Source organism: Pseudomonas sp. LPB0260, assembly GCF_013388395.1.
In genome coordinates this window covers 1,969,748-1,994,800 of the sequence record NZ_CP058247.1, presented here as the reverse complement: position 1 = coordinate 1,994,800, position 25,053 = coordinate 1,969,748, and the positions used below count along the sequence as shown (strand labels likewise).

The 25,053-nt window shown below is 63.4% G+C and carries 23 protein-coding genes, 2 tRNA genes and 1 pseudogene; 4 read left to right on the top strand and 22 right to left on the bottom strand.

The features are described from left to right. Positions 1-7: 7 nt before the first annotated feature. The 10 genes from nusA to rlmE form a co-directional block, all read right to left on the bottom strand. Positions 8-1,489, bottom strand: coding sequence for a transcription termination factor NusA (gene nusA, locus LPB260_RS08770; protein WP_208708305.1), 1,482 nt, complete (start codon positions 1,487-1,489; stop codon positions 8-10). Between the two features lie 47 nt (positions 1,490-1,536). Then, positions 1,537-1,995, bottom strand: a complete 459-nt coding sequence (gene rimP, locus LPB260_RS08765; RefSeq protein WP_208708304.1) for a ribosome maturation factor RimP — start codon at positions 1,993-1,995, stop codon at positions 1,537-1,539. 129 nt (positions 1,996-2,124) lie between these two features. Further along, a tRNA-Met gene (locus tag LPB260_RS08760) sits at positions 2,125-2,201 on the bottom strand. A gap of 97 nt (positions 2,202-2,298) precedes the next feature. Continuing rightward, a tRNA-Leu gene (locus LPB260_RS08755) sits at positions 2,299-2,384 on the bottom strand. Between the two features lie 26 nt (positions 2,385-2,410). Beyond that, positions 2,411-2,794: a preprotein translocase subunit SecG gene (gene secG / locus LPB260_RS08750; protein ID WP_208708303.1), complete on the bottom strand. Its 384-nt coding sequence runs from the start codon at positions 2,792-2,794 to the stop codon at positions 2,411-2,413. A gap of 4 nt (positions 2,795-2,798) precedes the next feature. Then, complete coding sequence (gene tpiA / locus LPB260_RS08745; protein WP_208708302.1) at positions 2,799-3,554, bottom strand: triose-phosphate isomerase; 756 nt, start codon at positions 3,552-3,554, stop codon at positions 2,799-2,801. A gap of 65 nt (positions 3,555-3,619) precedes the next feature. Beyond that, complete coding sequence (glmM, locus tag LPB260_RS08740; protein WP_208708301.1) at positions 3,620-4,957, bottom strand: phosphoglucosamine mutase; 1,338 nt, start codon at positions 4,955-4,957, stop codon at positions 3,620-3,622. Between the two features lie 19 nt (positions 4,958-4,976). Beyond that, positions 4,977-5,828 (bottom strand): dihydropteroate synthase, encoded by an 852-nt coding sequence (gene folP / locus LPB260_RS08735; protein WP_208708300.1) that lies wholly within the window; start codon positions 5,826-5,828, stop codon positions 4,977-4,979. Positions 5,829-5,836: 8 nt separating this feature from the next. Further along, the gene (gene ftsH / locus LPB260_RS08730) at positions 5,837-7,750 is read right to left on the bottom strand and encodes an ATP-dependent zinc metalloprotease FtsH (RefSeq protein WP_208708299.1); all 1,914 of its coding nucleotides are present in this window, start codon (positions 7,748-7,750) and stop codon (positions 5,837-5,839) included. Positions 7,751-7,957: 207 nt separating this feature from the next. Then, positions 7,958-8,581 (bottom strand): 23S rRNA (uridine(2552)-2'-O)-methyltransferase RlmE, encoded by a 624-nt coding sequence (gene rlmE / locus LPB260_RS08725; protein ID WP_208708298.1) that lies wholly within the window; start codon positions 8,579-8,581, stop codon positions 7,958-7,960. 102 nt (positions 8,582-8,683) lie between these two features. Here rlmE and yhbY point away from each other — a divergent pair, with 102 nt between their 5' ends. Next, positions 8,684-8,995: a ribosome assembly RNA-binding protein YhbY gene (yhbY, locus tag LPB260_RS08720; protein WP_208708297.1), complete on the top strand. Its 312-nt coding sequence runs from the start codon at positions 8,684-8,686 to the stop codon at positions 8,993-8,995. 46 nt (positions 8,996-9,041) lie between these two features. Here yhbY and LPB260_RS08715 read toward each other — a convergent pair whose 3' ends face one another. From LPB260_RS08715 to grpE, 8 genes and pseudogenes are all read right to left on the bottom strand, one after another. Then, on the bottom strand, positions 9,042-9,440 hold the full coding sequence (locus LPB260_RS08715; RefSeq protein ID WP_208710141.1) for a DUF4149 domain-containing protein: 399 nt from the start codon (positions 9,438-9,440) through the stop codon (positions 9,042-9,044). Positions 9,441-9,450: 10 nt separating this feature from the next. Next, entirely contained in the window at positions 9,451-9,927 is a 477-nt protein-coding gene (gene greA, locus LPB260_RS08710) for a transcription elongation factor GreA (RefSeq protein ID WP_208708296.1), read from the bottom strand. After that, positions 9,924-13,145: a carbamoyl-phosphate synthase large subunit gene (gene carB / locus LPB260_RS08705; protein ID WP_208708295.1), complete on the bottom strand. Its 3,222-nt coding sequence runs from the start codon at positions 13,143-13,145 to the stop codon at positions 9,924-9,926. Before carB ends, greA begins: the two co-directional genes overlap by 4 nt. Before the next feature lie 36 nt (positions 13,146-13,181). Continuing rightward, positions 13,182-14,318, bottom strand: coding sequence for a glutamine-hydrolyzing carbamoyl-phosphate synthase small subunit (carA, locus tag LPB260_RS08700; protein WP_208708294.1), 1,137 nt, complete (start codon positions 14,316-14,318; stop codon positions 13,182-13,184). A 193-nt stretch (positions 14,319-14,511) separates the two neighbouring features. Further along, positions 14,512-15,315, bottom strand: a complete 804-nt coding sequence (dapB, locus tag LPB260_RS08695; protein ID WP_208708293.1) for a 4-hydroxy-tetrahydrodipicolinate reductase — start codon at positions 15,313-15,315, stop codon at positions 14,512-14,514. An 89-nt stretch (positions 15,316-15,404) separates the two neighbouring features. Next, complete coding sequence (dnaJ, locus tag LPB260_RS08690) at positions 15,405-16,532, bottom strand: molecular chaperone DnaJ (protein WP_208708292.1); 1,128 nt, start codon at positions 16,530-16,532, stop codon at positions 15,405-15,407. 123 nt (positions 16,533-16,655) lie between these two features. Beyond that, entirely contained in the window at positions 16,656-18,572 is a 1,917-nt protein-coding gene (gene dnaK, locus LPB260_RS08685) for a molecular chaperone DnaK (RefSeq protein ID WP_208708291.1), read from the bottom strand. Positions 18,573-18,672: 100 nt separating this feature from the next. Beyond that, positions 18,673-19,242: pseudogene (gene grpE, locus LPB260_RS08680) on the bottom strand (nucleotide exchange factor GrpE); the annotation flags it as partial. 152 nt (positions 19,243-19,394) lie between these two features. Between grpE and recN the strand changes: the two are divergent. Then, complete coding sequence (gene recN / locus LPB260_RS08675) at positions 19,395-21,068, top strand: DNA repair protein RecN (protein ID WP_208708289.1); 1,674 nt, start codon at positions 19,395-19,397, stop codon at positions 21,066-21,068. 70 nt (positions 21,069-21,138) lie between these two features. On the opposite strand, the gene fur is transcribed toward recN, so the two are convergent. Next, positions 21,139-21,543 (bottom strand): ferric iron uptake transcriptional regulator, encoded by a 405-nt coding sequence (gene fur / locus LPB260_RS08670; protein WP_208708288.1) that lies wholly within the window; start codon positions 21,541-21,543, stop codon positions 21,139-21,141. A gap of 97 nt (positions 21,544-21,640) precedes the next feature. Here fur and LPB260_RS08665 point away from each other — a divergent pair, with 97 nt between their 5' ends. Continuing rightward, positions 21,641-22,159: an outer membrane protein assembly factor BamE gene (locus LPB260_RS08665; RefSeq protein ID WP_208708287.1), complete on the top strand. Its 519-nt coding sequence runs from the start codon at positions 21,641-21,643 to the stop codon at positions 22,157-22,159. A gap of 61 nt (positions 22,160-22,220) precedes the next feature. Here LPB260_RS08665 and LPB260_RS08660 read toward each other — a convergent pair whose 3' ends face one another. The 3 genes from LPB260_RS08660 to LPB260_RS08650 are packed head-to-tail and all read right to left on the bottom strand — an operon-like array spanning position 22,221 to position 24,406. Beyond that, positions 22,221-22,541, bottom strand: a complete 321-nt coding sequence (locus tag LPB260_RS08660) for an RnfH family protein (RefSeq protein WP_208708286.1) — start codon at positions 22,539-22,541, stop codon at positions 22,221-22,223. Beyond that, positions 22,534-22,968, bottom strand: coding sequence for a type II toxin-antitoxin system RatA family toxin (locus LPB260_RS08655; RefSeq protein WP_208708285.1), 435 nt, complete (start codon positions 22,966-22,968; stop codon positions 22,534-22,536). Before LPB260_RS08655 ends, LPB260_RS08660 begins: the two co-directional genes overlap by 8 nt. Positions 22,969-23,002: 34 nt before the next feature. Continuing rightward, positions 23,003-24,406 (bottom strand): sodium-dependent transporter, encoded by a 1,404-nt coding sequence (locus LPB260_RS08650; RefSeq protein ID WP_208708284.1) that lies wholly within the window; start codon positions 24,404-24,406, stop codon positions 23,003-23,005. Between the two features lie 157 nt (positions 24,407-24,563). Between LPB260_RS08650 and smpB the strand changes: the two genes are divergently transcribed. Beyond that, on the top strand, positions 24,564-25,046 hold the full coding sequence (gene smpB, locus LPB260_RS08645) for an SsrA-binding protein SmpB (RefSeq protein WP_208708283.1): 483 nt from the start codon (positions 24,564-24,566) through the stop codon (positions 25,044-25,046). Positions 25,047-25,053: the final 7 nt, after the last annotated feature.

Below are 25,053 nucleotides of genomic sequence, written 5' to 3'. Positions count from 1 at the left end.
GTAAAACTTACTCGAACCAATGGGCTCGGGCGGCCATGATCAGCTTGCCGGCACGCTCTTCGTCGATGCCGTCTATGTCGAGCAAGTCATCAATCGACTGCTCGGCCAGGTCTTCGCGGGTAATCACACCGCGCACTGCCAGTTCCTGCGCCAGGCCCTTCTCCATACCCTCGAGCGAGAGCAGGTCTTCGGCCGGGTGGGCGTCTGCCAGCTTTTCTTCTGTGGCGATGGCTTTGGTCAGCAGGCGATCTTTTGCCCGCGCACGCAGCTCGCTGACGATTTCTTCATCGAAACCGTCGATGCTGAGCATCTCTTCCATCGGCACATAGGCGATCTCTTCCAGGCTGGTGAAACCTTCTTCCACCAGCACCTGGGCCAGCTCCTCGTCGACTTCCAGCTCGTCGATGAAGCGCTGCAGAATATCGCCGGTTTCGGCCTGTTGCTTGGCCTGGATGTCCGCCTCGGTCATCACGTTCAGCGTCCAGCCGGTAAGCTGGCTGGCCAGGCGAACGTTCTGACCGCCACGGCCGATGGCCTGGGCCAGGTTGTCTTCGCCGACGGCGATGTCCATCGCGTGGGCATCCTCATCAACGATGATTGCTGCCACTTCCGCCGGGGACATGGCATTGATGACGAACTGCGCCGGATTCTCGTCCCACAGGACGATATCCACCCGCTCGCCACCCAGCTCGCCGGAAACGGCCTGCACACGTGAACCGCGCATGCCGATACAGGCACCCTGCGGATCGATACGCTTGTCCTTGGAGCGCACCGCGATCTTGGCCCGCGAACCCGGATCCCGGGAGGCAGCCATGACTTCGATCAGCTCTTCGGCGATTTCCGGCACTTCGATGCGGAACAGCTCGATCAGCATCTCCGGGGCAGTGCGCGACAGGATCAGTTGCGGGCCGCGGTTTTCGGTGCGGATTTCCTTGAGCAGCGCACGCAGGCGGGCACCGACCCGGAAGGTCTCGCGGGAGATGATGTCTTCGCGGGCCAGCAGCGCTTCGGCATTGTTACCCAGGTCGACGATGACGCTGTCGCGGGTAACCTTCTTGACCGTACCGGAAATGATCTCGCCCAGACGCCCACGATAGGCCTCGACCACTTGGGCACGCTCGGCCTCGCGCACTTTCTGCACGATGACCTGCTTGGCAGTCTGGGCGGCAATGCGGCCAAACTCGATGGATTCGATCTTCTCCTCGAGTACATCGCCGATCTTCGCATCGGCTTTGCGCGCCTGGGCCAGATCCAGGGTCAACTGATGCGCAGGGTCCTCAAAATCTTCCTCTTCCACCACTGTCCAGCAGCGGAAGGTCTCGTAGTTGCCGGTGAGGCGATTGATCGCCACTCGCAACTCGACTTCGTCTTCAAATCGCTTCTTGGTCGCCGTGGCCAGGGCCAACTCCAGCGCCTCGAAAATCACGCTGGCCGGCACGCCCTTTTCGTTGGACACCGACTCAACAACCAGCAGTACTTCTTTGCTCATCGTACGCCTCGCCTTTCGCAATCCATTGGATCCGCGGGATCCGCGTCTCAATCAAACCGGGGGATGACATTGGCCTTGTCGATCGAATCGATCGGCAACAGGAACTCGTGGTCATCCACCTGCACCACCACGTCCTGCTCCTCCACACCTCGGAGAAGACCCTGAAAGTTGCGGCGCCCTTCGAAAGGCGTGCGCAGCTTGATTTTCACCTGCTCACCGACATAGCTGGCAAATTGCTCCAGCGTGAACAGCGGCCGATCCATGCCCGGCGACGACACCTCCAGGGTGTACTCCGCACTGATCGGATCCTCGACATCGAGGACACCACTGACCTGCCGACTGACTTTCTCGCAATCGTCAATCAGAACGCCGTTGGCATGATCGATATAAATACGCAGCAACGAATGCCGCCCTTGCGACAGGAACTCGATACCCCAGCATTGATAGCCGAGTGCTTCGACTACCGGGGCCACCAAGGCCTGCAACTGTTCTAGCTTGCTCGACACCTGAACCCCTCGCGCATGCTGTGCAAATAAAAAATGGGCGAAACGCCCATCCCTTCGATTCGGCTCAAGAGGCCGAAAAACCTGTCTCCCAGCTAGCAAAAAGCCCCTTGAAAGGGGCTCCGCTACTACTGGTTGCGGGGGCTGGATTTGAACCAACGACCTTCGGGTTATGAGCCCGACGAGCTACCAGACTGCTCCACCCCGCGTCAAAGCTGGGGCCGAAGTATACGGCCGAACACCCGAAAGGGTCAACCGAAGCTCCAGCAACAACAAGACCCGCATGTAGCGGGCCTTCTTGTAAATTGGTACCGAGGAGGGGACTCGAACCCCTACAGCCTATGGCCACTACCACCTCAAGGTAGCGTGTCTACCAATTCCACCACCTCGGCAAAAACGCTTGAAACTTTTACCGCTGTTACTGCTGCTCTGGAGCCTGAGGTACGTCAGCTGTATTCACCGCTGACTTTTGCTCTTCGAGCACCGGCACATCTTCTGCCGCCGGCTTTTCTTGCTGCACTTCCTCGACCGCCGGAGCCGGCAAACCTACCTGACTCAGCGCATCAGCCTTTTCATTAGCAAAGAACGCTAAGCCCAGGCTGGTTAAGAAAAATGCGGTGGCGAGTATAGCAGTAACGCGACTCAAAAAGGTAGAGGAACCTTGACTACCGAACACGGTAGCAGAAGCACCCGAACCAAAAGACGCGCCCGCATCGGCACCCTTACCCTGCTGCAACAAAACCAGCGCAACCACGCCGATCGCACCCAGCAGATGAAGAACTACTACGACTGTTTCCAGCATCTTTTCAGCTTCCCGCGGCGCGACAGATCGCACCGAACTCATCCGCATTCAGAGAGGCTCCACCCACAAGCCCCCCATCGATATCCGGCATGCCAAACAACTCGGCCGCGTTGACGGCCTTGACACTGCCGCCGTACAGAATTCTTACCCCTTGCGCCACTTCGGCATCTGCTGCCGCCAGCTGCGCCCGAATGGCAGCATGCACTTCCTGCGCCTGATCCGGCGAAGCGGTCAACCCACTACCAATCGCCCAGACCGGCTCGTAAGCCACCACCGCCCGACCGAAGGCTGCGACGCCGCAGGCGTCTATCACAGCAGCCAGCTGGCGACCCACTACCTCGAGGGTCTCGCCCGCTTCACGCTGCGCCAGGGTCTCCCCCACACAGAGCACCGGCACCAAGCCGCACGACTGAGCCGCAGCGAACTTGCGCACCACCCACTCGTCGGACTCCGCCAGCAGCAGGCGACGCTCAGAATGACCTACCAGCACCAGGGCACAACCGGCATCCCGCAACTGGCTGGCAGCCACCTCGCCGGTCAGCGCACCCTGCGATGCCTCGACCGCGCAGTCCTGCCCGCCAACCATCACCGGCAGGCCGCTCAAACCCTCCACGACCTGGGCCACATGCAGACAAGACGGGAATACCGCAACCTCCACATCGACAGGCAACGCCTGTCGCCGAACACCTTCGATCAGCTCTGCGACGCTGGCGCGGGTACCGTGCATCTTCCAGTTACCAGCAACCATTGGGCGACGCATGCTTTACCTCGTCGGTCAAAGAGGGCGCAGATATTACCCAACAGCCGTTAGCCTGGCAAGCCGAATCAAGGACATACTTCGGCAACAACTTTAGCCAATTCATCGGCATAGCCACGAACCTGGGCTTCGTCGTCGCCTTCGACCATTACGCGGACCAGCGGCTCGGTGCCGGACTTGCGCAACAGCACACGTCCACGCCCCGCCATGCGCTCGGTGACACGCGCGCTGGCGTCCTGCACGGCCGGGTGTTCGAGGGGGTCTTCGCCGCCGGAAAAGCGCACATTCACCAGTACCTGGGGGCACTTTTGCATGCCCTGGCGCGTCTCGGCCAGGCTCTGCCCGCGCCGCTTGAGCGCCAGCAGGACCTGCAATGCAGCGATGACCGCATCTCCGGTAGTGGTGTGCTGGAAGCACACCAGATGGCCCGAGTTCTCCCCACCAAGCTGCCAGTTGCGCGCAAGCAATTCGGCGATCACGTAACGGTCGCCGACCTTGGCGCGGACGAAGGGTATCCCCAGGTCGGCGCACGCCAGTTCCAGTCCGAGATTGCTCATCAGGGTCCCGACTACGCCCCCCTGCAGCTTGCCGCGCTCCTGCAGATCACGGGCGATGATGAACAACAGTTCGTCGCCATCGACCAAGGCGCCGGTATGATCGACCATCAGCACCCGATCGGCGTCGCCATCGAAGGCGATGCCCAGATCGGCCTGCTGGGCAACCACCTCGGCCTGCAGCGCCTCCATATGGGTGGAGCCGCAGGCATCGTTGATATTCAGCCCGTTGGGCTGCGCCGAGAGCACCGACACCTGGGCACCGAGCTCGCGGAACACGCTGGGCGCCACCTTGTAGGCGGCGCCATGGGCGCAATCGATCACCATCTTCAAACCGGCGAAATCGGTGCTGGTCGGCACGCTGCTCTTGCAGAATTCGATGTAGCGGCCAGCCGCATCATGCACACGCGACACTTTGCCGAGCCGCTCCGACTCGACCACCGTCATCGGCGCATCGAGCAGCTCCTCGATCATCAGCTCGACTTCGTCCGGGAGCTTTGTGCCCTGTCCGGAGAAAAACTTGATGCCGTTGTCATGGTGAGGATTGTGCGAGGCGCTGATGACGATGCCCGCCTCGGCATGAAAAGTGCGCGTCAGATAGGCGATCGCCGGGGTCGGCATGGGGCCCAGCAACATTACATCGGCGCCAGCTGCTAGCAAGCCGGCCTCGAGGGCCGACTCGAACATATAGCCGGATATTCGTGTGTCTTTCCCAATAAGGATGCGGCACTTACCCTGCTTGCGAAATGCCATGCCGGCGGCCCAGCCGAGCTTGAGCATGAAATCCGGGGTGATGGGAAACTCACCAACGCGCCCGCGAATACCATCAGTACCAAAATATTTTCTAACCATAACCACGCTTCCTTCTGACTTATTCGGCCGCTTCGACTGCGGCAATCATGCGTACCACATCAACTGTCTCGGCCACGTCGTGAACCCTGAGAATGTGCGCACCCTTGGTCACCGCGAGAGCCGCAAGCCCCAGGCTGCCATAGAGACGCCCACCGACCTCGTGACCAAGCACCCGGCCGATCATACTCTTGCGCGAAACACCGACCAGCAACGGCCGCCCGAAGGCATGCAGCGACTCCAAGTGCTTGAACAGCCTCAGATTGTGCTCCAAGGTCTTGGCGAAACCGAAGCCCGGATCGAGCATCACCCGCTCGGCGGCAATTCCGGCGCGCGCGCAGGCGTCCAGTCGCTCCGAGAGGAAGCCGCGCACCTCATTCAGGATATCGGCGTAATGAGGGTCTTGCTGCATGGTGCTCGGTTCGCCGCGCATATGCATTAGGCACACCGGCAGCCCACTGGCCGCAGCGGCCTCAAGCGCCCCTTCTCGCTGCAACGAGCGCACGTCATTGATCAGCCCGGCGCCCAGTCGCGCAGCCTCGCGCATGACCGCCGGCGTCGAGGTATCCACGGAAATGATCACGTCGAGCTCGGCGGCTATGGCTTCGACCACCGGAGCGACCCGCTCCAGTTCCTCAGCGGGCGAGACCACTTGCGCACCGGGCCGGGTCGACTCGCCGCCGACGTCGATCAGCGTTGCACCGGCGCACACCATCTCGGCCGCATGGCGCAGCGCTGCATCACGCTGGCGATAGCGGCCACCGTCGGAGAACGAGTCGGGGGTTACGTTGAGAATGCCCATCACCTGCGGACGGGCCAAATCAAGAAACCGGCTGCCACAGGGCAGCCGGTTCTGTTCAAGCGAGAGAGGCATTGGCAACCTTAATGCTCGGCGGCGGGGCCACCGATTGGCTTCTCGGGACTATCGGCCTGGTCGGTCTTGGCCGATGGCTTGCCCGCTCCGCCGTCATCGCCCCAGCCCTTCGGCTCACGCGGCGCACGACCATTCATGATGTCGTCGATCTGCTCGGCGTCGATGGTCTCGTACTTCATCAGCGCCTCGGCCATGGCATCGAGCTTGTCGCGGTTCTCCTCGAGCAGACGCTTGGCGGTGCCATAGCACTGGTCGATGATGCTGCGCACCTCCAGGTCGATCATCTTCGCCGTGTCGGCCGAGACGTTGGTGTGCTGGCTGCCCATGCTGCGACCAAGGAACACTTCCCCCTCTTCCTCGGCGTACATCAGCGGACCGAGCTTCTCGGACAGGCCCCACTTGGTGACCATGTTCCGCGCCAACTGGGTCGCTCGCATGATGTCGTTGGACGCACCGGTGGTGACCCCCTCGAAGCCCAGGGTCATCTCTTCGGCGATACGGCCGCCAAAGAGGGAGCAAATCTGACTGACCAGCGCGCGCTTGCTCAGGCTGTAGCGGTCTTCTTCAGGCAGGAACATGGTCACACCCAGGGCACGACCACGCGGGATGATCGACACCTTGTAGACCGGGTCATGCTCCGGCACCAGGCGACCGACGATGGCGTGGCCGGCCTCGTGGAACGCTGTATTGAGGCGCTCCTTCTCGGACATGACCATGGTCTTGCGCTCGGCGCCCATCATGATCTTGTCCTTGGCCAGCTCGAACTCCTTCATCTCGACCAGACGCTTGCCGGCTCGGGCGGCAAACAGCGACGCCTCGTTCACCAGGTTGGCCAGGTCGGCGCCGGAGAAGCCTGGGGTTCCCCGGGCGATGAGCGCAGGCTGCACATCTTCGCCCATCGGCACCTTGCGCATGTGCACCTTGAGGATCTGCTCGCGACCGCGGATATCCGGCAGACCGACCACCACCTGACGGTCGAAACGCCCCGGACGCAGCAGCGCCGGGTCGAGCACGTCGGGACGGTTGGTGGCAGCGATGACGATCACGCCGTCGTTCATCTCGAAGCCATCCATCTCCACCAGCAACTGGTTGAGGGTCTGCTCGCGCTCGTCATGCCCGCCGCCCATGCCGGCGCCACGGTGACGGCCGACGGCGTCGATTTCATCGATGAAGATGATGCACGGCGCGTGCTTCTTGGCCTGCTCGAACATGTCGCGCACGCGGGAGGCGCCGACACCGACGAACATCTCGACGAAGTCGGAGCCGGAAATGGTGAAGAACGGCACCTTGGCCTCACCGGCGACTGCCTTGGCCAGCAGGGTCTTACCGGTACCCGGCGAGCCGACCATCAGCACGCCGCGCGGAATGCGCCCGCCGAGGCGCTGGAACTTGCCGGGATCGCGGAGGAACTCGACCAGTTCGCTGACCTCTTCCTTGGCCTCGTCGCAACCGGCGACATCGGCGAAGGTGGTCTTGACCTGATCCTCGGACAACAGGCGCGCCTTGCTCTTGCCGAAGCTCATGGGCCCGCCCTTGCCGCCGGCGCCGCCCTGCATCTGGCGCATGAAGAACATGAACACCGCGATGATCACCAGAATGGGGAAGCTGGCGACCAGCAACTGGGTCCAGATGCTCTGCTGTTCCGGCTGCTTGCCGACGATCTCGACATTGTTGTCGATCAGGTCCTTGATCAGGCCGTTGTCCTGAATGGCGGGACGCACGGTCTCGAAGCGCGTGCCGTCGATCCGCTCACCATTGATGATGTAGCCGTCAACGGTAACCCGCTGAACCCGACCATCCTGAACCTGCTCGATGAAGTCCGAGTAGTTGAGCTTGTTCGTCTCGCTCGGGCTGGAGAAATTGTTCATCACCGTGACCAGAACAGCAGCGATGATCAGCCACAGGATCAGATTCTTTGCCATGTCGTTCAATTAACTACCCTCTGAAGCAGGCCCCGTGCGCAAGCGTGCTTCGCATGACGACCAGTTATGTACCGATCTAACTTACTACACAACGCCTGCAGCTGGCAGACGCGGTCTGTAACCCTTTATTTGCGTCGCCGGAGCCGACGAGAACGCACAATGCATGCAGCCCTTTGGACTGACAAGCCCGCCCTTGGTTGCATCGACCTAGGCGCCGCGATAACCGCGGGCCAACAGGTACTGTTCGCGGGAACGATCGCGGGAGGACAGCGGCTTGCGCATCTGCACCTTGTCGAACATCTCGCGCACCTGCTTGTGGTACTGGTCGAAGCCCTCGCCCTGGAAGATCTTGATCAGGAAATCACCACCCGGACGCAGCACGCGCCCCGCCAGATCCAGGGCCAATTCGCACAGGTACATGGCGCGCGGCTGGTCGGCCGCCCTTACTCCACTCATATTGGGGGCCATGTCGGAAATCACAAGGTCCACCGGGTTGCCGCCAATCGCCTCGAGGATCTGGCTGAACACCGCATCCTCGGTGAAGTCACCCTGAATGAAGGTGACGTCCGGGATGCTGTCCATCTCCAGGATATCGGAGGCGATCAGCGTGCCCTTGTCGCCGATCAGTCGACTGGTCACCTGCGACCAGCCGCCCGGCGCGGCGCCGAGATCGACCACGGTCATGCCCGGGCGCAGGATGCGGTCCTTCTCCTGGATCTCCAGCAGCTTGTAGCTGGCGCGCGAACGGTAGCCGTCCTTCTGCGCCATTTTGACGTAGGGATCGTCGAAGTGTTCTTTCAGCCAACGGGGGCTGGTCTTGGAGCGAGCCACACGGCACCTCGATTTTACAAGTCGTGAATAACTGGGCGGGTCCGAAGGCGCTCGGGTAAACTAGCCGCCGCTTTTTACCAGATCAGACGCAGGGGTCAGATTATGCCGCTCACTCAGGAGCAGAAGAAACAATACAAATCTATCGGCCACCACCTGAAACCGGTATTGATCGTGGCAGACAATGGTTTGACCGAGGGCGTTCTGGCCGAACTGGAACGCGCACTGAACGATCACGAACTGATCAAGGTGCAACTACGCATCACCGAACGCGAGGATCGCCTCGCCGCGATCGACGAACTGTGCAAGGCGGCCAAGGGCGAACTGGTGCAGGTCATCGGCAAGATGGCGCTGATTTACCGCAAGAACCCCAAGCCGAACAAGAACCTCTCCAACATCAGCCGCTACCAGGGCTGAGCCGGCACCAGCCGACCGCCGCCAGACTGTCGGCTTGCCTCGCCGCTCAGGCGCGACGAGCCGGCACCGGCTGCAATACCAGCAACAGCCCGCAAAACGCCAGGACCAGATAGCTGAACAGCAGCCAGCCCTGGGCCTCCGGCCACCACTGGCGCACCAGCAAGTAGCTGCCGGCGATCAGCAGCACGGTCAGCAGCAGCTGACCGCGCAGATCCCGCCACAGACTGGCCAGCCGCTCGAAACGCACCAGCACGACAATCTGCAGCAGCGCACAGCAGGCCGTGAGGCCTATCAGCAGCGAACCCAGCAGCGCGTCGATTTCTGCGAGCAGCAATGGCGCCAGCCCCAGCTTGACCAGGGCCGGCAGCACCAGAAACTGCAGGAGCCAGAGGCCGCCGACCCACAGGGTCTGGGCCAGCAGCCAGCTGATCGCCCCGGCACTCAGGGTCGGTTGCTTAGATATGGCGAACCTCGACGATCTCGTACTCGACCACGCCGCTCGGGGTTTTTACCGCCACCACATCACCCTCCTCCTTGCCCACCAGGGCACGGGCGATCGGCGAGCTGACCGACAGCTTGCGCTGCTTGATGTCCGCCTCGTCCTCACCGACGATCTTGTAGGTCACGCTCTCGTCGGTTTCGACGTTGGCGATCTCCACCGTGGTGCCGAAGATCACCTTGCCGGTATGGGCGATGGTGGTCACATCGATGACCACCGCATTCTGCAGACGTCCCTCGATGTCACGGATACGCGCCTCGACCATGCCCTGCTGCTCGCGGGCGGCATGGTATTCGGCGTTCTCCTTGAGGTCGCCCAGCTCACGGGCGGTACCGATATCCTGACTGAGCTTCGGACGCACGACCTTGGTCAGGTGGGCCAGCTCTTCTTCCAGGGCGCGCGCGCCCTGGACGGTCATGGGGTATTTGATCATGCCTTGATTCCTGCATGGAGATCCTGCAAGCGGCGCACGGTCTTCTCGGGACCGAACTTGAGCGCCTCACAGATCGCCTGACCCGCCGCGATGGTGGTGGTGCAGTAGATCTTGTGCTGCAGGGCGTTACGACGGATCGAGTAGGAGTCAGCGATCGACTGACGCCCCTCGGTGGTGTTGATGATGAGGGTGACCTCATCATTCTTGATCATGTCGACCACGTGCGGACGGCCTTCGGTAACCTTGTTGACCCGGCGCACGGGCAGTCCGGCGGCCTCGATCAGCTTGGCGGTACCGGCGGTCGCGACCACCTCGAAGCCCAGGCCGATCAGGTCGCGAGCGACCTCGGCCACCAGGGGCTTGTCGTCGTCGCGCACGCTGATGAAGGCACAGCCGCTGTTCGGCAGCACTTCGCTGGCGCCCATCTGCGCCTTGGCGAAGGCCTCGCCGAAGGTGTCGCCCACGCCCATCACCTCGCCGGTGGACTTCATCTCCGGGCCGAGGATGGGGTCGACGCCGGGGAATTTGGCGAACGGGAACACCGCTTCCTTGACGCTGAAGAACGGCGGGATGATCTCCTCGCTGTAGCCGGCCTCGGCCAGCGACTTGCCCGCCATGACGCGGGCCGCCACCTTGGCCAGCGACTCGCCGACGCACTTGGAGACGAACGGCACGGTACGCGAAGCGCGCGGGTTCACTTCGATCACGAAGATATCCTCGCCCTGCACGGCCATCTGCACGTTCATCAGGCCGACCACGCCGAGCTCCAGGGCCATCTTCTTGACCTGGTCGCGGATCTCGTCCTGGATGTGCTTGGGCAGCGAGTAAGGCGGCAGCGAACAGGCCGAGTCACCGGAGTGCACGCCGGCCTGCTCGATGTGCTGCATGATCGCGCCGATCACCACGGTTTCGCCGTCGCACACCGCGTCGACATCGACTTCGATGGCGCAGTTGAGGAAGTGATCCAGCAGCACCGGGCTGTCGTTGGAGACCTTCACCGCCTCGCGCATGTAGCGCTTGAGTTCGTCTTCCTGGTAGACGATCTCCATGGCCCGGCCGCCCAGCACGTAGGACGGACGCACCACCAGCGGATAACCGATGGTCTTGGAGTGAGCCAGGGCCTCGTCTTCGCTGCGCGCGGTGGCGTTGGCCGGCTGGCGCAGGCCGAGACGCTGGACCATCTGCTGGAAACGCTCGCGGTCTTCGGCGCGATCGATGGCATCCGGACTGGTACCGATGATCGGCACGCCGGCTTCTTCCAGGGCGCGACAGATCTTCAGCGGGGTCTGGCCACCGTACTGCACGATCACGCCCTTGGGCTGCTCGACGCGGACGATTTCCAGCACGTCTTCCAGGGTCACCGGCTCGAAGTACAGGCGGTCCGAGGTGTCGTAGTCGGTGGAGACGGTTTCCGGGTTGCAGTTGACCATGATGGTCTCGTAACCATCTTCACGCATGGCCAGCGCCGCGTGTACGCAGCAGTAGTCGAACTCGATGCCCTGGCCGATGCGGTTGGGGCCGCCGCCGAGGATCATGATCTTCTCGCGGCTCGACGGATTGGCCTCGCACTCTTCCTCGTAGGTCGAGTACATGTACGCGGTGTCGGTGGCGAACTCGGCCGCGCAGGTATCCACACGCTTGTAGACCGGCAGCACCTTGAGCTTGTGGCGATGGCTGCGCAGGGTCTTCTCGGTCACACCCAGCAGCTTGGCCAGGCGGATATCGGAGAACCCCTTGCGCTTGAGCTTGTACATCAGGTCACGATCGATGGCCGACAGCGCCTGGGTCTTGATGCGCTCTTCGTCCTTGATCAGGTCTTCGATCTGCACCAGGAACCACTCGTCGATACGGGTCAGCTCGAAGACTTCTTCGATGGTCTTGCCCGCACGGAAGGCGTCCGCCACGTACCAGATACGGTCGGCGCTCGGCACGGTCAGCTCGCGGCGCAGGGTGCTTTCGGCTTCCGGATCGTTCAGGTCGAGTTTTTCGTCGAAACCGGCGACGCCGACTTCCAGGCCGCGCAGGGCTTTCTGCAGGGACTCCTGGAAGGTGCGGCCGATGGCCATGACTTCACCCACGGACTTCATCTGGGTGGTCAGGCGGGCGTCGGCCTTGGGGAACTTCTCGAAGGCGAAACGCGGGATCTTGGTCACCACGTAGTCGATGGCCGGCTCGAACGAGGCCGGGGTGCGGCCACCGGTGATGTCGTTGGACAACTCATCGAGGGTGTAACCCACGGCCAGCTTGGCGGCGATCTTGGCGATCGGGAAGCCGGTAGCCTTGGAAGCCAGGGCCGAGGAGCGCGACACGCGCGGGTTCATCTCGATCACCACCATGCGCCCGGTGTTCGGGCAGATGCCGAACTGCACGTTGGAGCCGCCGGTTTCCACGCCGATCTCGCGCAGCACCGCCAGGGAGGCGTTGCGCAGGATCTGGTATTCCTTGTCGGTCAGGGTCTGCGCCGGGGCGACGGTGATGGAGTCGCCGGTGTGCACGCCCATCGGGTCGAAGTTCTCGATGGCGCAGACGATGATGCAGTTGTCCTTCTTGTCGCGGACCACCTCCATCTCGTATTCCTTCCAGCCGATCAGCGACTCGTCGATCAGCAGCTCGCTGGTCGGCGACAGGTCGAGACCGCGGGCGCAGATTTCCTCGAACTCTTCACGGTTGTAGGCGATGCCGCCGCCGGTGCCGCCCATGGTGAAGGACGGCCGGATGATGCAGGGGAAGCCGACCTTCTCCAGCACGCCGTAGGCTTCTTCCATGCTGTGGGCGATGCCGGAAACCGGACAGGCCAGGCCGATGTCCTTCATCGCCTTGTCGAAGCGCGAGCGGTCCTCGGCCTTGTCGATGGTGTCGGCGTTGGCACCGATCATCTCGACGCCGAATTTCTCCAGCACGCCGTGGCGCTCCAGGTCCAGGGCGCAGTTCAGTGCGGTCTGGCCACCCATGGTCGGCAGCAGGGCGTCGGGGCGCTCCTTCTCGATGATCTTGGCCACGGTCTGCCACTTGATCGGCTCGATGTAGGTGGCGTCGGCCATCGACGGGTCGGTCATGATGGTGGCCGGGTTGGAGTTCACCAGGATGACGCGGAAACCCTCTTCCTTCAGGGCCTTGCAGGCCTGGGCGCCGGAGTAGTCGAACTCGCAGGCCTGGCCGATGACGATCGGGCCGGCGCCGAGGATCAGGATGCTTTTGATATCTGTACGTTTTGGCATGTCTCTTACTCGAATCCTTGGGTCAGTCGGCGTGGCTTAGCGGCGCTTGGCCATGGCTTCGATGAAGCGGTCGAACAGCGGCGCGACGTCGTGCGGGCCGGGGCTCGCCTCGGGGTGACCCTGGAAGCTGAAGGCGACCTTGTCGGTCCGCTCGATGCCCTGCAGGGTGCCGTCGAACAGCGACTTGTGGATGGCCCGGACGTTGCCCGGCAGGCTGCCCTCGTCCACGGCGAAGCCGTGGTTCTGGCTGGTGATCATCACCACGCCGGAATCGAGGTCCTGCACCGGGTGGTTGGCGCCGTGGTGGCCGTGGCCCATCTTCAGGGTCTTGGCGCCGGACGCCAGGGCCAGCAGCTGGTGGCCAAGGCAGATGCCGAACACCGGGATATCGGTTTCCAGCACGTCCTTGATGGCCTGGATCGCGTAATCGCACGGCTCGGGGTCGCCCGGGCCGTTGGACAGGAACACGCCATCGGGATTCAGCGCCAGCACTTCGCTGGCCGGGGTCTGTGCCGGCACCACGGTCAGGCGGCAGCCGCGCGCCACCAGCATGCGCAGGATGTTCAGCTTGACCCCGTAGTCGTAGGCCACCACGTGATAGGGCAGCTCGCCGGCCGGGATCTGCGGGTGGCTGTCGTCCTTCAGGTTCCAGGTGCTTTCGCGCCACTCGTAGGGCTCGGAGCAGCTGACCACCTTGGCCAGGTCCATGCCCTTGAGGCCGGGGAAGCTGCGCGCCAGTTCCAGGGCTTTTTCCTCGGTGGCGTCTGCGCCGGCGAGGATGCAGCCGTTCTGCGAACCCTTCTCGCGCAGGATGCGGGTCAGGCGGCGAGTGTCGATGCCGGCGATGGCAACGGTGCCGTTTTCCTTCAGGTAGTCGGGCAACGACTGCTTGTTGCGCCAGTTGCTGGCGGTCAGCGGCAGGTCACGAATGATCAGGCCGGCAGCCCAGACCCGATTGGACTCGGCGTCCTCCGGGGTGGTGCCGGTGTTGCCGATATGCGGATAGGTCAGGGTAACGATTTGCTGGGCATAGGAGGGATCGGTAAGGATTTCCTGATAGCCGGTCATGGCGGTATTGAACACCACCTCTCCAATAGTATGGCCATCGGCACCGATGGCCTCGCCGCGAAAAATGCTGCCGTCAGCAAGGGCGAGTATGGCTGGCTTAGTCAAGAAGACCTCCCGTCGATCAAGGCTTGAAGCAAACGCAGGTTGTAAAAAAGCGGGATGACGTATCGACCGTCACCCCGCTTTTTTATCTGATTCATTCTGCGTAACTTTTAGTGGACACACTAAAGCGGGAAGCTTACAGGAAAGTGACTTTTTGGTCCACATCCAGATAAGCCTCCGCCCAGTTGCGCGGGGCTCAGTTGAGCCCCAGAACGTCCTGCATGTCATACAACCCGGCATCCCGCCCCTGCAGCCACAGGGCGGAGCGCACCGCCCCCTTGGCGAAGGTCATGCGGCTGGAGGCCTTGTGGGTGATCTCCACCCGCTCGCCGTCGGCGGCAAACAGCACGGTATGGTCGCCGACCACGTCGCCGGCGCGCACGGTGGCAAAGCCGATGGTCTCGCGGGCGCGAGCGCCGGTCTGGCCTTCGCGGCCGTAGACCGCGACCTTCTGCAGATCACGCCCCAGGGCATTGGCCACCACTTCGCCCATGCGCAAAGCAGTCCCGGAGGGCGCATCGACCTTGTGCCGGTGGTGGGCCTCGATGATCTCGATATCCACCTCGTCGCCCAGCACCCGCGCCGCGGTATCCAGCAGCTTCAGGCAGAGGTTGACGCCGACGCTGAAGTTGGCGGCGAAGACGATCGGGATCTGCTTGCCCGCCTCGGCCAGCAGCTGCTTCTCCGCGACACTGAAGCCCGTGGTGCCGATGACCATGGCCTTGCCCGCCTGACGGCAGACCTCCAGGTTCTTCAGGGTCACCGAGGGGTGAGTGAAATCGATCAGCACATCGAACTGGTCCAGCACGGCAGCCAGGTCGCCGGACAACGGCACACCCAGCTTGCCCAGCCCGGTCAGCTCGCCGGCATCGGCACCGACCAGGCTGCTGTCCGGGCGATCGACCGCGGCACTCAGGCTGGCGCCTTCGGCCTGCTGCACCGCCTCGATCAGGGTCTTGCCCATGCGCCCCGCGGCGCCCATCACGGCAATTCGTTGCATATCTAGAAACTCCAAGCTGCAGGTCCGCCGCCGGGTATAGAGGGCTGACTCATACCATCATCAGCCCGAGCGCCCGGCCGGCCGACTCGTTACAAATCGCCAAAGAAGCGCTTGACGCCCTCGAACCAGCCACTGGCCTTGGGCGAGTGGGAACTGTCGCCAGCCAGGGACTGACGGAACTCCTCGAGCAGCTCGCGCTGACGCCGATCCAGATTGACCGGAGTCTCCACCGCGACCCGGCACATAAGGTCGCCAGCACCACCGCCGCGCACCGGCGCCACGCCCTTGCCGCGCAGGCGGAACAGCTTGCCGGTCTGGGTGCCTTCCGGAATCTTCAGCTTGACCCGGCCATCCAGGGTCGGCACTTCCAGCTCGCCGCCCAGGGCGGCGTCGGCGAAGCTGATCGGCACCTCGCAATACAGGTGCTTGCCGTCACGCTGGAAGATCGAGTGCTCGCGCACATTGACCACCACGTAAAGGTCGCCCGCCGGGCCACCCATGGCACCCGCCTCGCCCTCGCCGGACAGGCGAATGCGATCGCCGGTGTCGACGCCGGCCGGCACCTTGACCGACAGGGTCTTGTGCTCCTCGACCCGGCCGTGGCCGTGGCAGCTGCCACAGGGGTCGGTGATCATCTTGCCGTTGCCATGACAGCGTGGACAGGTCTGCTGCACCGAGAAGAAGCCCTGCTGCATGCGCACCTGGCCGATACCACCACAGGTGGTACAGGTCACCGGGCTGGTGCCCTTCTTGGCGCCCGAGCCATCGCAGCTCTTGCAGTTGACCAGGGTCGGCACGCGAATGGTCACCGTGGTGCCGCGCACCGCCTCTTCCAGGTCCAGCTCCAGGGTGTAGCGCAGGTCGCTGCCCCGCTGGGCGCCACCGCGCTGACCACCACGACCTCCGCCGAAGAAGTCGCTGAACACGTCGCCGAAGATATCGGAGAAGTTCGCGCCGCCGAAGCCGGCGCCACCGCCGCCACCCATGCTCGGGTCGACGCCGGCGTGGCCGTACTGGTCATAGGCGGCCCGCTTGCTGGCGTCGGACAGCACCTCGTAGGCCTCGTTGGCCTCCTTGAACTTCTCTTCCGACGCTTTGTCGTCGGGATTGCGGTCCGGGTGGTGCTTCATCGCCAGGCGCCGGTAAGCCTTCTTCAGCTCCGCCTCGCTGGCGCCGCGCTCGACACCCAGCACCTCGTAATAGTCACGTTTAGACATAGATCCTCAACACCCTCAAATCGCCTCCTCCAGACACGCCAACGCGGGAGCAAGCCCCCGCGCGGCGATTCATCCCGCCCGTGACGCGCGCCACGAGCGGATGGAGCAGCAGCAAGCCTGCGCTTACTTGTTGTCCTTGACCTCTTCGAACTCGGCGTCGACCACGTCGTCGCCAGCGTTCTTGGCCTGATCACCGGCGTCCGCTGCGGCACCCGCCTGCGGCTGCTCGGCGTACATCTTCTGCGCCAGCGGCGTGGTCGCCTCGGACAGGGCATTCATCTTGGCCTCGATGGCCGCCTTATCGTCACCCTTCACTGCCACTTCCAGCTCGCCCAGGGCCTTCTCGATCGCCGCCTTCTCATCCTCGGTAGCCTTGTCGCCAGCCTCGGTGAGCATCTTGCGGGTGGCATGCACCAGCTGGTCACCCTGGTTGCGCGCGGTCGCCAGTTCCTCGAACTTGCGGTCTTCCTCGGCATTGGCCTCGGCGTCGCGGACCATCTGCTCGATTTCCTCCTCGGACAGGCCGGAGTTGGCCTTGATCACGATGGACTGCTGCTTGCCGGTGGCCTTGTCCTTCGCGCCGACATGCAGGATGCCGTTGGCGTCGATGTCGAAGGTCACCTCGATCTGCGGCACGCCACGCGGAGCCGGCGGAATCTCGGCCAGGTCGAACTTGCCCAGCGACTTGTTCTGCGCGGCCTGCTTGCGCTCGCCCTGCAGCACGTGGATGGTCACGGCGCTCTGGTTGTCGTCGGCGGTGGAGAACACCTGGGACTTCTTGGTCGGGATGGTGGTGTTCTTCTCGATCAGTGCGGTCATCACCCCGCCCATGGTCTCGATACCCAGGGTCAGCGGAGAGACGTCCAGCAGCAGCACGTCCTTGACGTCGCCGGCCAGTACCGCGCCCTGAATGGCGGCGCCCATGGCCACGGCTTCGTCCGGATTGACGTCCTTGCGCGCTTCCTTGCCGAAGAACTCGGCAACGGTCTTCTGCACCAGCGGCATGCGGGTCTGGCCACCGACCAGGATCACGTCATGGATCGAACCGACGTCGATACCGGCATCCTTCAAGGCGATGCGGCACGGCTCGATGGTGCGCTGCACCAGGTCCTCGACCAGCGACTCCAGCTTGGAGCGGGAGATCTTCACGTTGAGGTGCTTGGGACCGCTGGCGTCGGCGGTGATGTACGGCAGGTTGACGTCGGTCTGCTGGCTCGAGGACAGCTCGATCTTGGCCTTCTCCGCCGCCTCTTTCAGGCGCTGCATGGCCAGCGGGTCGCCCTTGAGGTTCATGCCGGTTTCTTTCTTGAACTCTTCCACCAGGTAGTCGATCAGGCGCAGGTCGAAGTCCTCACCACCGAGGAAGGTGTCGCCGTTGGTGGCCAACACTTCGAACTGGTGCTCACCATCGACTTCGGCGATCTCGATCACCGAAATATCGAAGGTACCGCCACCCAGGTCATAGACGATCACGGTGTGATCGCCCTTGGCCTTGTCCATGCCATAGGCCAGGGCCGCGGCGGTCGGCTCGTTGATGATGCGCTTGACGTCCAGACCGGCGATGCGGCCGGCGTCCTTGGTGGCCTGACGCTGGCTGTCGTTGAAGTAGGCCGGTACGGTGATCACCGCCTCGGTCACAGGCTCGCCGAGGTAGTCTTCGGCGGTTTTCTTCATCTTCTTCAGCACTTCCGCGGAGATCTGCGGCGGCGCCATCTTCTGGTCCTTGACCTGCACCCAGGCGTCGCCGTTGTCAGCCTTGACGATCTTGTACGGGACCATCTGGATGTCTTTTTGCACCACGTTTTCTTCGAAGCGACGGCCGATCAGGCGCTTCACCGCGTACAGGGTGTTGTGCGGGTTGGTCACCGCCTGACGCTTGGCCGACTGACCGACGAGGATCTCGCCGTCGTTGCTGTAGGCGATGATCGACGGCGTGGTGCGAGCGCCTTCGGCGTTCTCCAGCACCTTGACGCTGCCGTTTTCCAGAATGGAGACGCAGGAGTTGGTAGTCCCCAGGTCGATACCGATGATTTTGCCCATATTCACTCTCCCGAAATTTCGATTTCCCCGCCGCCTTGCTTGACCGGCCGCGGTAGCACTAAAACGCTTGATTCAACAAATGGGGGCTCGCCGGCGAATTTCAAGCCTGCTCGTCGATGGACGGCGGCGCTTCGGCCGGGGCCTTGCTGACCACCACCATGGCCGGGCGCAACAGCCGACCGTTGAGCAGATAGCCCTTCTGGAACACCTTGAGCACGCTATTGGGCTCCACCTGGGTGCTCTCCTGCATGGCCATCGCCTGGTGCTGCTCCGGGTCGAACGGTGCGCCTTCCGGGTCGACCGCCTCCAGCTGGTGACGCTTGAGGGTGTCCTGGAACAGCTTGAGGGTCAGCTCCATGCCTTCGCGCACCGCCTTGATCGCCTCGTCGTTCGGGCTCGACAGCTCGAGCCCGCGCTCCAGGCTGTCGACCACCGGCAGCAGGTCGCTGGCGAACTTTTCCAGGGCGAACTTGTGCGCCTTCTCGACATCCTGCTCGGCGCGGCGACGCACGTTCTGCAGGTCGGCGGCCATGCGCAGGGCCTTGTCCTGAGCGGCAGCCAACTCCTCCTCGAGAACCTGGATACGGGCATCCAACTCGCCGCCCGCCGCCTCGACCTCGGCGGAAACCTCAGGAAGCTGGTTATCTTGGGTCTGTTCGTCTGCCATGCAACTCTCCTCTGATAATTCGGCACAGGTCGGAACCTGCGCACCTGCCGCCTATATGGGGCCTAAATTTCACGCTTCAAGGGCGGCGGGAGGATTGTCAGCGGCAAAACAAACACTGTATAAATAACCAGACTTCAACCTCGAGAGGCCTCGCCATGCTGGTGCACCTGTCCGTACACAACTACGCCATCGTTGAACATCTCGACCTGGAGCTGGACAGCGGGATGAGCGTGATCAGCGGCGAAACCGGCGCCGGCAAGTCGATCATGCTCGACGCCCTCGGCCTCTGCCTGGGCGACCGTGCGGACAGCGGCGTGGTGCGCCCCGGCGCGGACAAGGCGGACATCCTCGCCAGCTTCGACCTCAGCGACATTCCCGAAGCGCGGGCCTGGCTAGCCGAGCACGACCTGGAGCACGACGGCCCGTGCATCCTGCGTCGGGTGATCACTGCCGAAGGCCGCTCGCGCGGCTATATCAACGGCTCGCCCTGCCCGCAAGGCGACCTCAAGGCCCTCGGCGAGCTGCTGATCGACATCCACAGCCAGCACGAACACCAGTCCCTGCTCAAGGCCGACACCCATCGCCGCCTGCTCGACGAGTACGCCGGCAGCCAGGAACTGGCGCGCCAGGTACAGCTGGCCGCGCAACGCTGGAAGCAGACCAAGAGCGAACTGGAACGCCTCTCCGGCCTCGGCGACGAGCAGCGCGCCCGCCATCAGCTGCTCAGCTATCAGCTCGAGGAACTGGACAACCTGGCCCTCGGCGAACAGGAGCTGGAACAGCTCGAGCAGGAGCACAAGACCCTGACCAACGCCGAAAGCCTGCTCAGCGCCTGCCGCCTGGTGATCGAGCAATGCAGCGAGAATGATGCCGGCAACGTGCTGTCGGCATTGACCGGCAGCCTCAACCGCCTCAGCGGCTTCCAGGGCCAACCCGGCGCCCTCAACGAGGCGATCAACCTGCTGGCCAGTGCGCAGATCCAGGTGGAAGAGGCGGTCGGCGAGCTGAATCGCTTTCTCGACCACTTCGACGCCGACCCCGAGCGCCTGCAGATGCTCGAGGAGCGCCTCGACATCATCTACACCCTGGCGCGCAAGCACCGCATCCAGCCCAGCGAGATGGCCGCGCTGCAGCAGCAGCTGTTCGAGGAACTGGAAAGCCTCAACGCCGACGACCAGGCCGTCGAGCGCCTCGGCGAAGAGCTCGACGCCTATGCCCGCCACTACCAGGAAAAGGCCGCGGAGCTGAGCGCCCTGCGCAACGAGGCCGCCAACCGCCTCGCCACGGCCGTGGAGACGGAGATGCACAGCCTGGGCATGCCTGGCGGGCGCTTCACTATCCAGCTGCGCGGCAACAGCAGCGACGAGCCGCAGGCCAACGGTTTGGAGCAGGTCGAGTTCCTGGTCAGCGCCAACCCCGGGCAGCCGCTCAAGGCCCTGGCCAAAGTCGCCTCCGGCGGCGAGCTGTCGCGTATCAGCCTGGCCATCCAGGTGATCACCGCCCAGACCTCACGGGTGCCGACCCTGGTCTTCGACGAAGTCGACGTCGGCATTGGCGGGCCGACCGCCGAGGTGGTCGGCCAGCTGCTGCGCCGCCTCGGCGAGCGCGGCCAGGTCCTGACCGTCACCCACCTGCCGCAGGTGGCGGCACAAGGGCACCAGCACCTGTTCGTGCACAAGGTGCGGGAAAGCGACGCGACCCGCACCGCGGTGAGCAAGCTCGAGCGTCACCAGCGGGTCGAGGAGATCGCCCGCATGCTCGGCGGCGTCGACCTCACCGAGGAGTCCCTGGCCCACGCCCGGCAGATGGTCGCCAGCGCCCAGGCCTGAGCGAGTAGCGGCGCCAAGCAACAAAAAAGGCGACCCCCAGGGTCGCCTTTCTCATGCCGCGCCAGTGCGCCTACTTCTTCTTGCGCACGTAGAGCACCAGGTTGTGATCGACCAGCTCGAAGCCGTGCTCGCGGACGATCTCCTTCTGCCGCTTCTCGATTTCCGGGTCGAAGAACTCGATCACCTCGCCGGATTCGACACAGACCATGTGATCGTGATGGCCGCTGTCGGCCAGCTCGAACACCGCATGGCCGCCATCGAAATTGTGCCGCACCACCAGACCAGCCGCCTCGAACTGGGTCAACACGCGATACACCGTGGCCAGACCGACATCCTCGCCCGCCTCCATCAGCGCCTTGTAAACATCCTCTGCGCTCATGTGGCGCTGCTCGGCGGAATCGAGCATCTGCAATATCTTGACCCTCGGCAGGGTCACTTTCAGGCCAGCCTTGCGTAGTTCGCTATTTTCAACCATGGTCTGCTTTCTCGTGGAAGCGGTTTTGCAGCTTCCCTTATTACGGGTATGATCCGGGTTTACGTTGCCCAGCCAAGATAGTGGAAGTCACCCACCGATGCAAAATGCCAAGATCCTGCTGACCAGCCTCACCTTAACGGGGCTCTTCGCACTCGCCGGTTGCTCATTCCCCGGGGTTTACAAAATCGACATCCAACAGGGCAATGTCGTGACGCAGGACATGATAGACCAGTTGCGCCCTGGAATGACCCGCCGCCAAGTGCGGTTTATCATGGGCAACCCGCTGCTCACCGACACCTTCCACAGCAACCGCTGGGACTACCTCTACAGCATCCAGCCGGGGGGCGGTCAGCGCCTGCAGGAGCGCGTCAGCCTGGTCTTCGATGGCAACGACCAACTGGCCGGCCTGTCCGGGGACTTCATGCCGGGCGTCAGCCGCGACCAGGCGATCCTCGGCGAGGACGGCGATCCGACCACGCCGGTCAGCGCTGAGCCGCAGATCGAGGACGCCGCGCCGGCTCCGGGCTCGCTGCTCGAGCAGATCCAGCGCGAGGTCGACGAAGTCAGAACCGTACCAGTGCCGGTTCCCGAGCCCCTGGAAAGCTCGCCGCAGTAGCCGTTAGAAACAAAAAAGCCCGGAAGATCTCCGGGCTTTTTTTGTGGTCGGCGCTTAGACATCAAACGCCCTGCTCGTCGGCCTTGGCCTTGGCCGCTCGGGCGGCCCGCTGCTTGCGCACCTCCTTCGGATCGGCAATCAGCGGACGATAGATCTCCACGCGCTCTCCATCTTCCAGCACACGCTCATCGGGCTTGGCCACCGCCTTGCCGAAGATTCCCAGCGGGCTGCTCGCCAGGTCCAGGTCCGGGAAGTGCACATCCATTCCGGACTGCAACGCCGCCTGCCGCACCGTGGTGCCATAAGGCAGGCTCAGACGCAGCAGCTTCTGCTTGTCGGCCAAGGCATAGACCACCTCGACCACTATGGTTCTGCTATCCATACAACTCCTTGGCCCTCTGGCAGAAGGCATCCACCAGGGTGTTGGCAGCCTGGTTGAACAACGGCCCTAGGGTCGCACGCACCAGCGGTCCGGCGTAGTCGAAGGTCAGATCCAGGCTGATCTTGCAGGCCTTCTCCCCCAGCACCTTGAACTCCCAGCGACCCTGCAGCTGGGTGAACGGCCCCTCTTCCAGGTTCAGCTCGATGGACTGCCCTGCAACCAGCGTGTTGCAGGTAACGAAGCGCTGGCGCAGCGCACCCTTGGCCACGCCGAGGCTGGCGCGCATGTGGGTCTCGCTCAGCTCCAGCACTTCGCTGGCCGAGCACCAGGGCAGGAACTGCGGGTAGCTGGCCACGTCGTTGACCAGGTCGTACAGCGCCTGCGCCGGATAGGGCAACAGGGCCGAGCGGTGGATATGCGTACTCATAGACCGGCGACTTCACTCATCAGCTTGCGTGCCCTCATTTGCTCAACTCGGCGACGAACACCACCAGCACGCCGACAGGGGCCACCACGCGAATCAGCCAGTAAGCCAGATTGAACAGCAGCGGACTCTTGATCGCCAGCTCCTCGCGCACCGCTTCGCGGCTCAGCACCCAGCCGGCGAACAAGGCGAAGGCCAGGCCACCGAGCGGCAGGAGAATGCGGCTGGTCAGGTAGTCGATGCTGTCGAAGAAGGTCTTGCCGCCCTCGGCGCCCCACTGGAACAGATGGAAGCCATCCTCGGCGAAGACGAAGAACTTGGCCTCGGCACCGACATTGAACGACAACACCGTACCCATGCCGATCACCCAGCACAGCAGCGCCAGCAGCGCGGTGACCGTGGTCCGGCTGCGCCCACTGCGCTCGACGAAATAGGCCACCGCCGGCTCCAGCATGGAGATCGACGAACTCCAGGCCGCCACCGCCACCAGCACGAAGAACACCAGGCCCATCAACTGGCCGAAGGCGATATTGCCGAAGGCGATCGGCAGGGTGACGAACATCAGCCCGGGACCGGCGCCCGGCTCCAGGCCGGCGGCGAACACGATCGGGAACAACGCCAGGCCGGCGGTCAGGGCGACCAGGGTATCGAGCAGCCCGACCGCGATCACCGTCGCGCCGATGGACGAATTCTTCGGCATATAGGCACCGTAGACCATGATCGAGCCGACACCCACGCTGAGGGTGAAGAAGGCGTGGCCCATGGCGGCGAGGATGCCCTCGCGCACCTTGCTCGGGTCGAAATGGAAGAGGAAGTCGAAACCCTGCATGAAGTGCCCGGTGGTCAGGCTGTAGCCGAGCAGCACCAGCAGCAGGACGAACAGCAGCGGCATCATGATGCGCAGGCTGCGTTCCAGGCCGGCGACCACGCCGCGGGCGATGACCAGCGCGGTGAGGAACATGAACAGCGTATGCCACAGGGTCAGGCGCCAGGGGTCGCTGGTCAGCCCGCCGAATGCGGCGCCGGCCCCCTCGCCGCTGATCCCGACGAAGTCGCCGCCGGCCATGCCGAGGATATAGTCCAGGGACCAACCGGCGACCACGCTATAGAAGGACAGGATCAGCAGCGCGGCGATCATCCCCATCACCGCGGCCAGCGACCAGCCGCGGGACTTCCCCGCTTCGATGGCCAGGTTCTTCATGGCGTTGACCGGGCTCTGCCGGCCGCGACGGCCGATCAGGGTTTCCGCCAGCATGATCGGCACCCCGACCAAGGCGATGCAGATCAGGTACATGGCGACGAAGGCACCGCCGCCGTAGACGCCGGTCATGTAGGGGAACTTCCAGATATTGCCCAGCCCCACGGCCGAGCCGGTCGCCGCGAGAATGAAGACCCAGCGGCTGGCCCAGGCGCCGTGAATCGAGACCTTGTCGTTCGCCATGTGCGACTCGCCCGTTCTGATTGGAAAAAAGATCGGGCATTGTCGGGGATTCACCGAATCGGCTCAAGCGCAGCCGCCGCGGGCCGGTGAATATCCGTGATTTTGCCCTGCGCAGCGCATGGCGTCCGCGCAGGCGACTCCCTATAATGCGCGCCCTATGGCTAAACAAAAGAAACACCCTCAAGGCACCATCGCGCAGAACAAGAAGGCGCTGCACGATTATTTCGTCGACCAGAAGTTCGAGGCGGGCCTGGCCCTGGCCGGCTGGGAAGTGAAGAGCCTGCGCGCCGGCAAGGCCCAGTTGGTCGACAGCTACGTGCTGCTCAAGGACGACGAGGCCTGGCTGATGGGCTGCCACATCACCCCGTTGAAGACCGCCAGCACCCACGTGATCGCCGACCCGACCCGCACGCGCAAGCTGCTGCTGAACAAGCGCGAGCTGGACAAGCTGTTCGGCTCGGTGCAGCAGAAGGGCTACACCTGCGTGGCCCTGTCGCTCTACTGGAAGCAGCACCTGGTCAAGTGCGAGATCGCCCTGGCCAAGGGCAAGAAGGACTTCGACAAGCGTCACACCGAGAAAGAGCGCGACGCCGACCGCGAAGTGCAGCGCGCCATGCGCAGCAAAGGCAAGGACGAGTGAGCTCGGG

Coding starts and splice junctions, on each gene's coding strand:
- nusA (WP_208708305.1), bottom strand. CDS start 1,489: ATGAGCAAAGAAGTACTGCTGGTTGTTGAGTCGGTGTCCAACGAAAAG.
- secG (WP_208708303.1), bottom strand. CDS start 2,794: ATGCTGGAAACAGTCGTAGTAGTTCTTCATCTGCTGGGTGCGATCGGC.
- tpiA (WP_208708302.1), bottom strand. CDS start 3,554: ATGCGTCGCCCAATGGTTGCTGGTAACTGGAAGATGCACGGTACCCGC.
- glmM (WP_208708301.1), bottom strand. CDS start 4,957: ATGGTTAGAAAATATTTTGGTACTGATGGTATTCGCGGGCGCGTTGGT.
- folP (WP_208708300.1), bottom strand. CDS start 5,828: ATGCCTCTCTCGCTTGAACAGAACCGGCTGCCCTGTGGCAGCCGGTTT.
- ftsH (WP_208708299.1), bottom strand. CDS start 7,750: ATGGCAAAGAATCTGATCCTGTGGCTGATCATCGCTGCTGTTCTGGTC.
- yhbY (WP_208708297.1), top strand. CDS start 8,684: ATGCCGCTCACTCAGGAGCAGAAGAAACAATACAAATCTATCGGCCAC.
- greA (WP_208708296.1), bottom strand. CDS start 9,927: ATGATCAAATACCCCATGACCGTCCAGGGCGCGCGCGCCCTGGAAGAA.
- carB (WP_208708295.1), bottom strand. CDS start 13,145: ATGCCAAAACGTACAGATATCAAAAGCATCCTGATCCTCGGCGCCGGC.
- dapB (WP_208708293.1), bottom strand. CDS start 15,315: ATGCAACGAATTGCCGTGATGGGCGCCGCGGGGCGCATGGGCAAGACC.
- dnaJ (WP_208708292.1), bottom strand. CDS start 16,532: ATGTCTAAACGTGACTATTACGAGGTGCTGGGTGTCGAGCGCGGCGCC.
- dnaK (WP_208708291.1), bottom strand. CDS start 18,572: ATGGGCAAAATCATCGGTATCGACCTGGGGACTACCAACTCCTGCGTC.
- recN (WP_208708289.1), top strand. CDS start 19,395: ATGCTGGTGCACCTGTCCGTACACAACTACGCCATCGTTGAACATCTC.
- fur (WP_208708288.1), bottom strand. CDS start 21,543: ATGGTTGAAAATAGCGAACTACGCAAGGCTGGCCTGAAAGTGACCCTG.
- LPB260_RS08665 (WP_208708287.1), top strand. CDS start 21,641: ATGCAAAATGCCAAGATCCTGCTGACCAGCCTCACCTTAACGGGGCTC.
- LPB260_RS08660 (WP_208708286.1), bottom strand. CDS start 22,541: ATGGATAGCAGAACCATAGTGGTCGAGGTGGTCTATGCCTTGGCCGAC.
- LPB260_RS08655 (WP_208708285.1), bottom strand. CDS start 22,968: ATGAGTACGCATATCCACCGCTCGGCCCTGTTGCCCTATCCGGCGCAG.
- LPB260_RS08650 (WP_208708284.1), bottom strand. CDS start 24,406: ATGGCGAACGACAAGGTCTCGATTCACGGCGCCTGGGCCAGCCGCTGG.
- smpB (WP_208708283.1), top strand. CDS start 24,564: ATGGCTAAACAAAAGAAACACCCTCAAGGCACCATCGCGCAGAACAAG.